Here is a 14924-nt window from a genome sequence, read left to right as displayed (position 1 = left end):
AGGATCTTGAGACGAACAGATCCGTTTCGGTAAGGACCCGGAATCTGCGCCCCACGCGCGCGCCGAGTTCCAAGCTATCGTGATAGAGAAGGTGAGACCTGTGCTTGCTTCATCTTTGGCTGAAGATCGATCTTCATAACTCTCTTTCGGGCGGTGAGGATTTTCGGCACGATTGGCCCCCGGTAGATATTCGAGGTGCCGCTCCAAGGCCGCCAAGAGCAAGCCCTGTTTGTTCGGACAATACCTACACAGGGTCCCGACCGATAGGCCCGCCGGTTCAGGATGCGCGTGGTGTTCAGTGGATCAGCCTATTACTCAAACAAAAAACTGAACGGTTGCTTCGAAAATTGACTCGATGCTGGCGAGCGCCGGCTCCTGATGCGTTACTTTCCGAGGGGTTAGCAGCGGTGGAGTACCGTTTTCCAAAAGCGAATCCAAAAACTGAATAATCCTTCGTATACAGAGCATTCACTCCTGCCGTTCGAGCGCTAATGCGGTTCAGATCGGGACCACTAACAACTCGAGACCAATGTGAATATTAGTTTACGAAGATACGTGTTCCGTTCCCTCGCTGTTGTCGGCAGTCTCGCGCTTTCTGATGCTGCATTCTTAGCATTTTACAACTTTTCGCAGACGACCCATCAAACGGTGACATTCAGCAATAACAAACCGATCAGCTCATCGGCTATGGAGGCCCTGATCGATAATCCCGGACAGATTAGGATTGAAACGGTCGTGGGCGCGGATTGGAAAGCCGATCTATCGGGACTAGTCAATCAGAACAACCCAAGGATGATTCAGCGAGGACACAAGGACCGCGAGATGGGTGCCATTTGACAGGAATCCTAATTGCGAATTTGAATGAAGCTCCGCTCACCGCGGCCGAAATTGTGCAGTGGTTCTCGACGGAAAAGGGCTGCGAGGCATACAGGCCCGTCAGTAGTGATTGTCGCGCTCTCTTTTCGTTCAGGGTGCATGCGATCGATGGTTTTGGCGGCTGGTCCGGGTCAAGTTCTGCAGCCCGGGAGTTTTCGGTCGATATCGAAAGCGACGATTTCATGTTCTTCCTCGAGCACGGTACATATTATCAGCTATCGATCGGCGATGCACGGCACCTCGTTACGCCGAGCTGTGGACTGGTGACGTCGGCTGATCGCTATTCAGGCGTCTCGATCGGTAGTGCGTCTGTCGCCGAGGGATTCTGCGTGCCGCGTTCGGTGATCGTTGATGCGCTCGTCAAAACATATGAACGTGCGGTTCCCACGAGATTCGAGTTTGACCCGCTGCAAAACATGACCTCCGGGCCCGCGGTACAATTGCTTAATCTCATCAGGTTCTTCAAGGAAAACACATCGGACAGTACTGATCTCGCTATGTCGCCGATCGCGCTCGCCAGCTTCAAGGAGATGTTCAGCCTGTTGATGGTGCAAAACCTCCGTCACTCCCTGTCCGAGATCGATCTTCCGGTCCATGCTATAACGCCGCGCCAGATAAAGCGCGCTGCGGATTTCGCCACAGCGCATTTTGCTATGCCAATAACGGTTTCGGATATGGCGGCCGCCGCCGGCGTAAGTACGGGCGCTCTCCACCAGAATTTCCGTCGATTCCTGAACGTCACACCTATGGGCTACCTTCAGCAACTGCGGCTCGAAGGCGTGCGCCGGGATTTGATTGAGGCGTCGCCGTCATCATCAATCGCCGAGATCGCGCGACGTTGGGGCTTCGTCCATCTCGGCCGGTTTTCCCATAAATACCGCACTGCATTCGGTGTGCTGCCATCCGTCGATTTGGCCCGGCAACCCTGAACACCTCCGTATAGGCTTAAAACCGAGAAGGCTCGACGCCTCCTTTGGCAGCGTGCCCCTGTAGGCTGCCAAAGGAGAACGGCAGTCCTCAGGAACTCAGCTGCTCGTTGCGGCTCGTAGGCAGAGGAAGATTCCCGAACCTTCTCCGGTTCCGTCAGCAGCTGTCACGTGTCATCCTCGATATATGCCGTTGGCCGTGTCGGTTGGCGGAAAGATTTGCCAGGCCTGTGAAATGGTACGCAGCCGACGGGCCCCGAGGATTGGTCGATGAAGACGAGACGCTTGCTGGCAGCTCTCTCCGATGCGCGTAGGGCGAGATCCGTGAGAAAAGCTCTCAGCTTTTTGCTCATGTCGGTTTGGCGGATTCGTCAAGTGCCGCCAGTTGAGTTCGAGCCTAATACTGCGATCAGGCCTCGCCGCAATGACGGACTGCTCGCGCGGAAAAGCTCAGTCGAGTTTATCATGCGAAGCTGCCGATCAATGCGACCGTCAGCGGCTTCCTTTCCACGCGGTTCAACTGGGGCCGATTGCGTTTCCGACACGGCAGGGCTGGGTCGCAAAGGCACCCGCGGACTATTTCGAAAGCCTGACAGCATCCCGTCGTGCCTAGCCAGATTCAGATGGGCGATGTCATGGAAAGGCTACCCGCGGAGGCTATCGTGACACCAGCGGCCGGCAGCTATTCGGCCTGGGCGCATCGCTTTTGTTGGCTTTTCTTCCGGGTGGCAGTGCCAATGCGGGGAGCCAGAACGTCGAGGTTACACCCGAGTGTAAGATCGCGGGTTCCAGGGCTGGAGACTAGGCTTCTATCGCAATTGCCCAAAGCGCCTGCATCGGCCCAATCTCGGGAGGAGTGCGACGCACTGGTCACCGCGAAGAGCGAGGGTGGAAAGGCAGCCGATGCGCTCGGTTGGGGAGTAACGGGCGAAGCTACGCTCGGCCCCTATGACGCAGTGAGCTTTGCTGGCGAGTTTGAGCCTTCGACTGCGGGCTCTTGCGAGATCGACCAGGCAACATCGCGCTCTTCAGCGGTTCCCAGCGTCTCGTCATCGCTATATGATCTGTTAAACTCGAACTATTCAGTGTGCTTCCAATCTTAGCTGTCCATGCCAATTATGTTGAGTAGTCATAAGTTTATGCTGCTCTGCGAATACGTCCGACTTTGTCACATAACTGAAAAGCTTCTGACCTAACGAGAGCCGAGTGTGGCCGTCGATCAGGAGTGATGAAATAATGTTGGAGCGCGTTGGCAGCGGATCGGGTGAGGTTGAAGCCTTGGTCGTGGACACTGGCCAGAAAGACGTGACCGATCGTTCCGCATCGGCGAAAACCATCGACGTAAGCGAAATACGCAGGATTGCTCCGACAGGCGGCGGACAGGTGGTCTTTGTCGGGTCTACGTCGACCAAAAGCGGCGGCTCCGCGATACTGGCCGATGCTAATGCAAGCACGACCGAAACCGGTGCGGCTGGCGATCTCAAGATCGATCTTGACGGCTTGAAGAAGGTTGCGGCTTCCGAGTTCGGCAGCACCGTCCCCAACAATATCACCCATCTGTTCAACCCGACGGTCGAGGCGATGACCAACCAGTTTTACGGGTCGGACAGCGTCGAGGTCCGCGACAAGTTCAAGGCCGACATCAAGGCGCTTCTTGGTCCGCTGCTCGACAAGATCGCTTCGGGAGAAGTCGGGCAGGCTGACCTTGGCGGTCTTCTGGAACGTTTGACGTCGCAATTGACGGCAATCGGAGGCAAGGAGGTCTGGGGCTATCGTCACGCCGTGCAGACGGCCCTCGAAGGGCTGGTCATGGGAGCCAGCCTCGTTTCGAAGATGCCGGCCAATGCCGAGTGGGACACAAGTGTTTCGCCGCTGCCTTCCAGCAATCTCGCCGGCTATTCGTTCAACGACGTCATGGTGGCGATCATGATCGCCACCGGAGAAGCGGGCAAGGGGATCGCAGCCAATAGCCCCGAAGACAGTCGCTTCTTCGCAGGCAGCGGTGGCGATGCCTGGATCGCCGAGCGCATGTTCGGCACCAAGGACAATGGCTGGAGCAAGACGATACAAAGTCTCGACCTGCCCTATATCGATAGCGAATACCTGACCTCAAGCCTCAAGAAGATGGGGTCCATCATGTCGGATGTTATCGACCCGGTCGTGGAGCGCCCGATCGAGGAGAGTGACGTCCTGGAAAGCAACGTGCTACGCGGCTATACGCCGTCGACCGCCTATGAGCCGACGCTGAAGAAGCTAGACGAACTCAAATACAGCATTCTCGGCGACGCCGTGAAGAACGTGGACCGGAATTTCGTCGCACCCAACAATATGGACCACCTCGATCAGCTAACGCCGGAGCAGAAAGCGGCGCTGCTTTACGATCTCCTCGAGATCAAGCAGCAGTACACCGGCTATATGAACCAGTATGGCGACAGTGTGCCGGACGGCGAGCGCGTCGGCAACGACCTCTACGCGCGGATTAAAAAACTGACGGCCGCTCCTGCGACGCAGCAGTATCTCTCCGATACCTTCGCGAGCGGCATGAAGGAATATCTGCAGCGCCCGGAGAATTCCGATCTGCTCACCAACATTGAAGATGCCTATCTGATCGATATCGGCGGCGGCAAGGCGATCGACCGGGCGCTGAGCGCTGGCAAGAGCTTTGACGATGCCTTGAAGGATTATTATTCCGAGCTCAACATGCTCGTCGATCTCCTGCCTCAGGATTATATCGACGCGCATATCGGCGCCGCGAACGTCACCTTCTCGAATATCATCAAGGAACATTATATCGGCGACGGCCAGGGGGTCGATTTCGCGCCCTTGTTGTCGGGCTCGGATGGCGCGACGAACGACGCCATCAGCCAATTGGCAAACAAGTTCGCCCAGGATTTTATCAGCAAAAACGGCCCGGCGGATGTCGGAGAAAAGTTGAAGCAGAATCTGGCGCAGGACATAGCGCGCGACGTTGACGGCGTTCTGCGCATGGTGCGCGGCGGCATGAAACTCGACGACGCACTCGCCTCCTTCAAGGATTCGCTCGATCTGCCACGCCAGACCCGTACGCCCTCCGGTATCGATGCCGAGGTGTACAAGGCCGGCCTCGTCCATGCCGTCCAGATGTTCAGCATGTCGAGCGTGCTGGTGGCGCGCGGCCTCGGCGTCGGCGGCACGTGGACGTCGACCGATATCGCGGCCGCTGTCGGCTCGGCGACGCAAATCGTCGGCATGACGATGGAAGGGCTAGGCAAGAACCTTGATGTTGCGGGCAAGCCGTTCAGCGCCTTCAGCAATGAGGCCGGCAGCTGGGGCAAGGGTATCTCCATGAGCTTCTCGCCCAAAACGATGGAAGCGGCAGGAAAGATCCTCGGTGCCACCGGCGGGCTCGCCATGGCAGGCCTCGGCTTCTACTCGGCGTCGCGGTCAATTAAGGCTGGTGACCGCGCCAAGGGCGCGCTCGAAATCATCGGCGGGGTTGCCGGCACCGGCAATGCGCTCATCGGCTTCTCCGAGGCGATGCTCTATCTCACCAACGCCATGTCCCGCGCCCTCTCCGGACTCGGAACAGTAGCGCCGGAAGCGGTCACCATCTTCAGCAACGCCGCGAAAGCCGGTCTTGCCGCAGCCGGACTGGTCACCGGCCTCGTTGCCTCCGCCGTGGGACTGGCGCTTGGTCTGTGGGATATGGCCAACGGCGTGAAGAAGCTCGATGAGACGGAAAAGAAGCTGAACGAGAAGCTGGAGCGGTATATGGGCGAGTCCGTGTATCTCGAGTTCCGGCCGGATCCGTCGTTCATCTGGTGAAGAAAGATCGCGGCCTCAGTTGCCGATGGCGGGGCCCCTCAAGATTAAATGCACGTGACCGTTGCAACAGAAGCTTCTCCTTCGGGAGGAGTTTCTCTCCGTGGCGTGGAAAGCGCGGAAAGTTCAGCGCCCGTCATACCGGCTTCTCGCTCGCAAAAGTTCGACTGACCTCTATTGGCTTCTTTCGCGAATTGGAGGGTATCTGCATCTCAAACTTGAATTATTTTTCAAAGGCCGTTCATATAGTGAATGCGAGGTAAACGACGTCGATCCGCAAAAGCGGACAAGAAGATCAAAGGGAACGCATGTCATCGATCGCACCAGCATCCTCGGAATCCGATGGGATTTCGTTTCTCCGGCTAAATGTCGATTCGAATTCGAGCTCCGAAAGTTCCTCAGGCCAGACCACGAGCACCACGGTCAAGAAGGCATCGCCTTTTGCCTCTGACGGAACGGCGACGACAGGCTCGACGATTTTCCCGTTGACATCTGCGCAGACGACCAGCTCGAAGTTCGTTTCGCTGGCCGGCACATCGAATGGCGCTTCCAGCCCTACCGCGCTGATCCAGCCGGTCATCGATCTCCTGTTCAATTCCGACTTCATGAGCGAGATCAACCAGGGCTTCATGGAAGGATTGAAGGACAAGGATAAGTCTTTCGAAAGCATCGACGTCGTTAAAAACCCGCAGAATTACACTGCCGAGCAGACGCTGATCATGTATCTCGATCTTCTCCAGACCAGGGCGATCTTCGGGAAATATAAGGATAGCCTCGGTGACAACCAGCGCGGCATCTATAACGACCAGGAGATCCTGAAGGATCTCGACAAGTCGATCGCCATTCTCGGCTCGGATTCCGACGTCAACTCGCTGATGACCGAGAAAACACTGAAGGCCTTCAAGCTGATCTTTTCGGGTTATCGCGTTGCGCCGGCCGATACCAACAAGGATCCCTCAGAGATCATCAACGACACGATCACGCGCGATGAGAAGATAAAAGACCTGCGCGGGAAGGTCGAGGATGCCTTCGAGCGCGACATCGTCAATGGCGGCCTGCTGAACGACGGGCTCAAATCCGGCAAGGACACGGCAACGATCCTCAAGGAATATAATTCCGCGCTCGGCTTCTATTCCATGGTGCTTCCGGACGATTTCGTGAAGCAACGCTCGGCGATCGCCGACAAGACCTATGCCGAGTTCTTTGACAAGAACGTGCTGCCGACGATCTCCGATCCGACGACGGCGCTCGATGGCCTGATCCGGTTGGGACTGGCCGGCGATAAGAGCGAGCGGGAACTGAAGGGGCTCGACTCCATCCTGCCGGTTGTGGATTTCGACCTGTTGCCCGGACTCGGCGGCAGTCTGTTTCCGGATCTCAAGATCGACCTCGAGGGATTGAAGAAGGTTGCGGCTTCCGAGTTCGGCAGGGTGGTGCCCAACAATATTACCCACCTGTTCAACCCGACCATCCAGGCGATGGCCAACCAGTTTTACGGGGGAGACAGCGCCGATGTAGGTGATCAGTTCAAGGCCGACGTCAAGGCGCTTCTCGCCCCGCTGCTCGACAAGGTGGGTGCCGGAGAAATCGGCATCGGCGATCTCGCCGGCAACCTCGAGCGCCTGACGTCGCAGTTGGCAGCACCTGGCGGCAAGGAAGTCTGGGGCTACCGCCATGCGGTGCAGACCGCACTGGAAGGGCTCGTCATGAGCGCCAGCCTCGTCTCGAAGATGCCGGCCAATCCGGAATGGAACAAGAGCATCTCGCCGCTGCCCTCCAGCAATCTCGCCAGTTATTCGTTCAACGACGTCATGGCGATGATCATGATCGGCACCGGCTTGGCCGGCAAGGGGATCGCCGCCAACGGCTCAGGCGACGGACGCTTCTTTGCAGGCAGCGGCGGCGACGCCTGGATCGCCGAGCGCATGTTCGCCACCAAGGACAATGGCTGGAGCAAGACCATCCAAAGTCTCGATCTGCCCTATATCGACAGCGAATATCTGACATCCAGCCTGAAGGACATGGGACTTTCCATGTCGGGCCTGATGAAGACGCTGATGCCCGGCGCGGATGTGATCGATCCGATCATCGTCGACAGCAAGACCGCCGAGGATGCGATCAAGAAGATCATCGCCCCGAGCCTCGATGCACTGGCGGAAACCCTGTTCAAGGGCAATGCCGAGGCCATGGCGCAATACAAGACCAATTTCACGGCGATCTTCACCGCGCTTTGGGCGACGATGCGTCCGAGCGGCAGCGTCGAGACGATCAAGACCGAGCTTACCAAATTGATCGACAAGACCGCCATTTTGGCGCCGGCAGGAGTCGATCCAGCCAAATACAAGGCGGCCCTGTCCTCCGGCGTGATGTCGGTGCTCACGGCTTCTCGTTCCATCTATGCGGGTCTCAACATGACGAACCCGACCTGGGACAGCATCGGCGTCGTCGTTCTACATGCCCTTGGCGCTCTCGCCCATATGGGCAGTGCGCTCGGCTCGGCGATCAAAGCTTCGAATTTTTCGCTACTGGACGGGATTGGTTCGCTCGCCGGCGTTTCCGACGAACTGGCACGGGCGCAGCGCAGCGTCCTCTCCGCCTTCTTCAAGAATGCTGGGACGACGGTCGGCGCCGTCGCCGGCGTCGCCTGGTTGCCAGTGGAATATTATCAGTTCCTGCAAGGGCTTACGAGCGGCACGGGCGACCCGGTTGACCTCATCTTCATGGGCACCGGGGTCTCGGCCGATACGATTGGCGCGATCGAAGGCCTGACAGGCGTTGCCAACATGCTGGTGAATTCCACCTTCCTCGGACGCACAGGCGCGACGGTTGCCCTGGTCTCCGGCGGCTTCTCCTTCGCCTTTGCGGTGGCTAGCGCGGTATCCTGGGCAACCTGGTCGGGCTTCACCATCTACCAGAGCATCAAGCAGGAGAAGGCCTTCCACAAGCAGACCGACATGATGAACGACATGCTCAAGCGCACCGTCAACGATACGGTCGGCATCTACGCCAAAACAGGTCCGATCATCGGCGCCAAGGGCGGCGTCAATCCGGCGCCGCGCGACCCGGAACAGCGCGAGCTCTCGCCTGAGAACTGGGATGCGATCACCGCAGATGTCGAGAAGCGCCGCGGTATGGTGGTCGGCTGACCCAGGCCGCTTTCTGAATATTCAAAAGCCCGGTCGGTGGTCACCGATCCGGGCCTTTGTCGTCTCTTGCCTGCCTCATTCTGCAAGCTCTTAGCGTTCGATCGCACGTCGTGCGGTCTCGCCATCGGTGCTGAGGAGTCGCGCTCGCTTCTGCGCAATAGTTCAAGTATAACGTGAAGCGTATTTTGGATATTTGATGCGCTTTTCGTATAAAAGCATTACATCATAATATAATATCTAATAAAACTGTCAAAACATACTCTAAATGGCAAAAATTAACCATTTGTTAAGTTTATATAATTGACCTGGCGTTTTTTTCTCCATATCAAAACACGCATTCATTTTGATAACTCCCCGATGGAAGTGCTCATATGGCCGTAGATGCAGTGAATTCCGACCTGAACCTAACGCCCGCAAACTCCGTCTCCGTGGAGCTGACGACAGACAAGACAGGCACCACCAGCAGTACGACGAAAAAGGTCGATCCCAACAGCGAGAACGAGGTTCTCTCCGCCGCCGTGGACGCGTTTCTGCCGAGTATGATCTCGAACACCTTGATGCTGAACAATTCGATTTTCAATTTCGCCAAGGAGGCGATCGACGAAGGCAGCGACGAGTAGCGTTCCCGTTCATCGTTTGCAGTTGACGTGTACCGAGTTGAGGAATTGCAATGAGTGGAGAAGAATTTTCCGGCCGCGCCTTCACGCCGCCGGTCGATGGGATTTCGATCGGCAATGTCCTGAAGACCTCGGCAATCGTGGCGGAGCGGATCGGCCCGCAGCCGACGGATTTCGCAGGCGTCCGACCAACCGAACTCACATCCATTCCGAACGCGCAGAGCCGCAAGATCGCGCCTCAATCCGACGCCGTTCCCCCGTCCTATTCGGCGGAAATCAATACAAATCCCTCCGGCATTCTCGACCGGCTGTCGGCATTCTTCATACCCGTTTCCGCAACCGGCCAGCCTGAGACGCCACTGGTGCGATTTGCCACCGACAAGGGTCACGGCGGCTCGAAGATCGAGGACATAACCGCATCGATCGACCGGCTGGAGAAATCGCAGCAATTCGCGACCGGCACGACGCTTCTGTCGTCGCTCACTCAGTCGGTGATGTCGTCCTCCAAGCGGCTGACGCAGGGCCAATAAGCATCATGACCGTATCGGCCCGTTTGATAGCGCGCAAGGTCCTTCCGAAGACCACGATGCTCGCCCTTTGCCTGTTCCTCGCCGCCTGCAGCCAGGACGTGCTGACCGGCCTCGACAAGCGCGATGCGCTGGACGCCCAGGTGCTGCTCGAACGCGCCGGGATCTCCGTCACGATGAAAGGCGAAAAGGGCGGGACATATGCGATCATCGCCGATTCTGCCGATCATGCCCGGGCGATAGAGCTGCTCGCAGGCGCCGGCCTGCCGCGCCAGTCGTTCGGAAATGTCGCCCAACTCTTTCCCGGCAACGGCTTCCTCGTGACACCTTACGAGCAGAAAGCCCGGATGAGCTACGCCATTGAGCAGCAGCTCGCCGAAACCCTTTCGGGGCTCGACGGTGTCGCTTCGGCGCGTGTGCATGTGGTGCTGCCGGAGGAGAATGGCCGCGGGCTCATCAAGGAGAGGGCGAGGGCAGCCGCCGTGCTGCAATACCGCCCCGGCGCCAATCTCGCCGAGATTGACATGAAAAGTCGGTCGGTTCTGGTCAACAGTATCCGTGATCTCTCCTACGAGGATGTCTCGGTGGTGGTCAGCCCCTGGTCGGAGGTCGGCGCGCAACCGGCTCCGGCGGCAACGGCAGCGCCTGCCCCGGCGACAACCGTGGCGCTCGCACCTGCTGCAGCGCCGCTCTCGACGGCGCAAAGCGCCCTCTCGGCTTTCATGGTGCCTAATCTCGGCGTGATGGGTGCAATCATCCTCGCCATCGGGGCATGCCTGCTGCTGCTATTGCCGCAGCGGAAGGAGCGCTGAGCATGCGCACGCGCCGCTCCGATGGCGAGGCGATCTCGAATGCAGCGAAGGTCCGCAAGGCAGCGCTGCTTTCCGCGGATATCGCGTCGGCCGCCCGATGGGGTGAAATCCGGCCGCTCCTTGATGGGAAGCTTTTGTCGCCCCGACTGCATCGGCGGCTTTTCACTGAGATCGCGGAAGCCCATGGCGATCCCGTGACATTTTCGGATGGCGCCTGCCGCCTGATTTCCATGACCGAAGCCGCGCGCGCAAAGGCAGCGCACCAGGCAGGCCTCGCCTATCATCTCGCAGCCTTCTGTCCCGGGGTCGATCGCCCGTCCCTTGCGAAGCTCAGAACAGCCTTCGGTGAGGAGGCGGTCGCATTCGCTCTCGGTCACGCACATCTTTCAATAGCGACGAGCCCGCTGGATTTACTGAGCGAACTGGCAAGTCATGTCGTCGTGGCCGATGGCTGGTCCATGCTCGCGGTTCTAGCGGACGAATACGGGATCTCTGCAGCCTGGCGGTCCGCAGGCTGGCGCGATATGGCCGAAAACGGTTCGGCTTCCCTGCTGAAAGGTCCGGCTCTCGACCTGGCGGCGGCGGCCGTCGACGATGTCGCATCCATACAGGAAAACGGTAGACGATGAGTTCGGTCTTCGCACGCCATGACCGCATCATTTCGGCGGAGAGCTTTGGCCAGATCACGGAGGCGGCGCAAATTCTTGAGGCTGCCCGCCAGGAGGTCGCCCAATCGCAGGGCACACTCGCGGCCGCCTGCGAGCAGGCCGCCAGGGACGGTTACCGCGACGGTTTCGAACAGGGCGTTCGCGACGCGGTCGCCCGGCTTGCCGTCTCGCTCGGAAAAGCCGAACAAGAGATTTCCAATCTCGACGGCTGGATCGAGGCCGTAGTTCTGAAATCGATCGGATTGATCCTGGGGTCGATGGAGGCCGACGAGCGCACGAGGCGATTGATCCACCACGCCATATCTGAGACGGCCGAGGCCCAGGAGATTGCCCTGCATGTCGCCCCCAAGGATGCGGCCGTGATGGCCCAGGCGATTTCGGGTCTCGATGGCCGCATTGGCATCGAGGCGGATCCGCTGATGGTTCCCGGCGAGATCGTCATGGAGACCTCGGCGGGGCGGAGCCAGATTGGCCTGAAAGACCAGCTCGCCACCGTGGTCGAGGTCCTCGTCCATGGTTGACGCGTTGGTTCGCATGGAGCGGGCGCTCCAAGAGACGGAAGCGCGACGGCACAGCGGTCGCGTGAAAAGCGTTTCCGGCCTGCTCGTCCGGGCAATCATCCCATCGGTACGGATCGGCGAGCTTTGTGAATTGCACGAGCCGGGCAGGGGGCGCATCGGCCTTGCCGAAGTCGTCGGTATCGACGGTGAGACGGCGCTTCTTTCACTTCACGGCGAAACTCGCGGCATTTCGCTGCGCACCGAAATCGTCCCGACCGGCCGGGAGCCCACAATCTCCGTCGGCGATTTCCTGCTTGGCGCAATCGTCGATGCGCATGGGAACATTCTGCGTCCTTCCGCCAATCCTGCCGGCAATGGCGCGCGCTTCCGGCAGCCGCTCTACGCTCAGCCGGTCAATCCCTTGTCGCGCCGTCCCATCCGGCAGCCATTCGCCTCGGGAATTGCCGCATTGGACGGACTGCTGACCTGCGGGCAGGGCCAGCGCATCGGTATTTTCGGTGCGCCTGGCGCCGGCAAGTCGACGCTGGTTTCCGAGATCATCGCCAACGGCGCCGCCGATGTGATCGTCTGCGCCCTGGTCGGCGAGCGCGGCCGCGAAGTCGGCGAATTCGTGGCCGACATCATGCCCGAAGGTGCGCCATCGAATGTTGCGCTGGTCGTCGCGACCTCGGATCGGCCCGCACTGGAGCGCTTTAAGGCTGTCATGACGGCGACGGCGATCGCCGAGCATTTTCGCGAGCAGGGAAAACATGTGCTGCTCCTCATCGACAGCGTCACCCGCATGGCGCGCGCCTTGCGTGAGGTAGGGCTTGCCGCGGGTGAACCGCCGGTGCGGCGCGGCTTTCCACCCTCCGTATTCGCGGTTCTGCCGCAAATTTTCGAGCGCGCCGGAAACAGCGCTAATGGCACGATGACGGCTTTCTACACGGTGCTTGTCGAAGGCGGAGAGCAGGACGATCCGATCGCCGAAGAAACCAGGTCGCTGCTGGATGGCCATATCGTCCTCTCCGACAAAATCGCCAGGGCCGGAAATTTTCCGGCGATCGATGTGCTTGCCAGCCGAAGTCGGACGATGAGCGCGGTGGTGAGCGAGAGCCATCGCCAGGCAGCCGACAGGCTGCGCTCCCTGCTCGCTCTCTATGAAGAAGTGGAACTGCTGATCCGCGTCGGGGAATATCGTGAAGGGCGCGATGCCGCCGTCGACGAGGCTATCGCCAAACACGGACTCATCCAGCGGTTCCTGTTTAACGGACAGGGGAAGCCGCAGCCGTTCGGCGCGATCGTCGAAGCGCTCGAGGATCTTGTCTGATGAATATCGCAGCGCCCGCATGGCCCCGCTCATCGATGGCCGAGAGCTTCTTTTCCCGTTCCGACACGATGATGCGCGCCGCCTGGCAAATCCCCGTCGGAGACCACGCACTTTCCATTCGTCCCCTCTCCCCTGAGATCGCAGCCGGGCGGATCGCCGATCCGGTTGGCATTCTCTGCCGCGTCGGCGAGCGGGACCACATGCTGGTTGCTTCGGCAGGAGCATTGCGGTTACTGGCCGAAAGGCTTGAACCGCTGCTCCTCTGGGAAAAGCTGTCGCCGTATGAAAAGGCGGCCGTGGTCGAACACCAATTCGCCGAGGCCTTCGAGGCAATCGAGAACAAGATCGGCATCAGCCTTTCGCTGCTCGAAATCGGCGCCGAGCCGCAGCCGGATGTCAGCGGCAATTTCGGCTTCGAAATCGGCTGGAACGGCATGAGCCTGCCCTTGAACGGTCGCTTCAACGAGGCTTTTCTTAGCGGGCTGGTCGGCTGGGCGAGCCGCCTGCCGCGCCGCACGCTCAATGCCCTGACGACGACCGTCAGCATCCGGCGCGGTTATGCCGCCCTGTCGGTCGCTGAGATCAAATCCCTGCGATTGGGGGACGGCATCGTCATCGATGGGGGAGCGCCGGAGACCGTGATCGCGATCACGGGTGAACGTTACCTTGCAACCTGCATGCGATCGGACAAAGGCACGGTCCTCACTGAGCCGCTTCTGTCGATGCCAACCGGACCAATGAGGCATTTCATGACGAATGAAACCGTCGATCAGGAATTGCAGGGCGAGCCGCGTCCGTCGCCTGTCAACAGCATCCCGATCAAGCTGGTCTTCGATGCAGGACGGCTGGAGCTTCCGCTTCGCACACTCGAGACGATCGGCGAAGGCTACGTGTTCAATCTCGACAGGCCATTGTCGGATGCCGTCGATATCATCGCCCAGGGACGTGTCATCGGACGCGGCGAAATCATCTCCGTGGATGGACTGAGCGCCGTTCGCGTCACGGCGCTGCACGACTGATGGAACAGACCTTTCCTCTTGCGCAGAGCCTCTTGGCGATGGCGGCGATCTCGATGCTGCCGGTCATTGCCGTGATCGCAACCTCCTTCACCAAGATTTCGGTCGTCCTGCTGATCGTGCGCAATGCGATCGGCATCCAGCAGACGCCGCCGAATCTCCTGGTCTTCGCTATCGCCATCGTGCTCTCGGCCTTCGTGATGAACCCGGTGCTGCAGAGCAGCTGGCAGTTGCTGCTTGCCCATAGCGGCGATTTCGCCACGATCGGCGGCATGGCGGACGGCATGGTCAAGGTGACGGCACCGCTGAAGGATTTCATGCTGAAATTTTCCGATGCCGAGGTCCGCGACTTCTTCGTGCAGGCCTCGCAGAAGATCTGGGCAAACGCGCCGGTTACCCCCATTGCCTCCGACGACATCACAGTGCTGACGCCGAGCTTCCTCGTTTCGGAACTGACGCGGGCATTCGAAATCGGATTTCTGATCTATCTGCCCTTCCTGATGATCGACTTCGCCGTCTCCGCCATTCTGGTCGCGCTCGGTATGCAGATGATGTCGCCGACCGTCGTTTCCACACCGCTCAAGCTGCTGCTCTTCGTCTCGATCGACGGCTGGCGGCGATTGCTGGAAGGTCTGGTTCTGTCCTATGCGCAGTGACCACACCCTCTCAAAAACGCTGAAAGCATCGGTTCGGGCATCAGCCGGT

General features: G+C 59.2%; 12 protein-coding genes. All 12 read left to right on the top strand.

The window, feature by feature from the left end; all coding sequences use genetic code 11:
• The first annotated feature begins 555 nt into the window (after positions 1-555).
• The 12 genes from ACXHXG_RS20230 to sctR all read left to right on the top strand — a co-directional run bounded on the left by ACXHXG_RS20230 (position 556) and on the right by sctR (position 14875).
• Positions 556-837, top strand: a complete 282-nt coding sequence (locus ACXHXG_RS20230; protein ID WP_457900452.1) for a hypothetical protein — start codon at positions 556-558, stop codon at positions 835-837.
• Complete coding sequence (locus tag ACXHXG_RS20225) at positions 834-1805, top strand: helix-turn-helix transcriptional regulator (RefSeq protein ID WP_457900451.1); 972 nt, start codon at positions 834-836, stop codon at positions 1803-1805. Before ACXHXG_RS20230 ends, ACXHXG_RS20225 begins: the two co-directional genes overlap by 4 nt.
• 1233 nt (positions 1806-3038) lie before the next feature.
• Positions 3039-5606: a hypothetical protein gene (locus ACXHXG_RS20220; protein ID WP_457900450.1), complete on the top strand. Its 2568-nt coding sequence runs from the start codon at positions 3039-3041 to the stop codon at positions 5604-5606.
• Positions 5607-5911: 305 nt separating this feature from the next.
• Entirely contained in the window at positions 5912-8749 is a 2838-nt protein-coding gene (locus ACXHXG_RS20215) for a hypothetical protein (protein ID WP_457900449.1), read from the top strand.
• A 371-nt stretch (positions 8750-9120) separates the two neighbouring features.
• Positions 9121-9369: a hypothetical protein gene (locus ACXHXG_RS20210; RefSeq protein ID WP_457900448.1), complete on the top strand. Its 249-nt coding sequence runs from the start codon at positions 9121-9123 to the stop codon at positions 9367-9369.
• 50 nt (positions 9370-9419) lie between these two features.
• A complete protein-coding gene (locus ACXHXG_RS20205) occupies positions 9420-9896 on the top strand; it encodes a hypothetical protein (RefSeq protein ID WP_457900447.1) in 477 nt (158 codons plus the stop codon).
• 5 nt (positions 9897-9901) lie between these two features.
• Positions 9902-10705 (top strand): type III secretion system inner membrane ring lipoprotein SctJ, encoded by an 804-nt coding sequence (sctJ, locus tag ACXHXG_RS20200; protein ID WP_457900446.1) that lies wholly within the window; start codon positions 9902-9904, stop codon positions 10703-10705.
• 2 nt (positions 10706-10707) lie between these two features.
• Positions 10708-11334, top strand: a complete 627-nt coding sequence (locus ACXHXG_RS20195; protein ID WP_457900445.1) for a hypothetical protein — start codon at positions 10708-10710, stop codon at positions 11332-11334.
• Complete coding sequence (sctL, locus tag ACXHXG_RS20190) at positions 11331-11894, top strand: type III secretion system stator protein SctL (protein ID WP_457900444.1); 564 nt, start codon at positions 11331-11333, stop codon at positions 11892-11894. The genes ACXHXG_RS20195 and sctL overlap by 4 nt, the downstream gene beginning before the upstream one ends.
• Positions 11887-13203 (top strand): FliI/YscN family ATPase, encoded by a 1317-nt coding sequence (locus tag ACXHXG_RS20185; protein ID WP_457900443.1) that lies wholly within the window; start codon positions 11887-11889, stop codon positions 13201-13203. The genes sctL and ACXHXG_RS20185 overlap by 8 nt, the downstream gene beginning before the upstream one ends.
• On the top strand, positions 13203-14222 hold the full coding sequence (gene sctQ / locus ACXHXG_RS20180) for a type III secretion system cytoplasmic ring protein SctQ (RefSeq protein WP_457900442.1): 1020 nt from the start codon (positions 13203-13205) through the stop codon (positions 14220-14222). Before ACXHXG_RS20185 ends, sctQ begins: the two co-directional genes overlap by 1 nt.
• Entirely contained in the window at positions 14222-14875 is a 654-nt protein-coding gene (gene sctR, locus ACXHXG_RS20175; protein ID WP_457900441.1) for a type III secretion system export apparatus subunit SctR, read from the top strand. Before sctQ ends, sctR begins: the two co-directional genes overlap by 1 nt.
• Positions 14876-14924 lie beyond the last annotated feature (49 nt).

The sequence above is a fragment of the Rhizobium sp. LEGMi-198b genome (assembly GCF_054114205.1).
The sequence above is the reverse complement of the archived record's forward strand: the minus strand, read 5'-3'. Positions and strand labels throughout refer to the sequence as shown.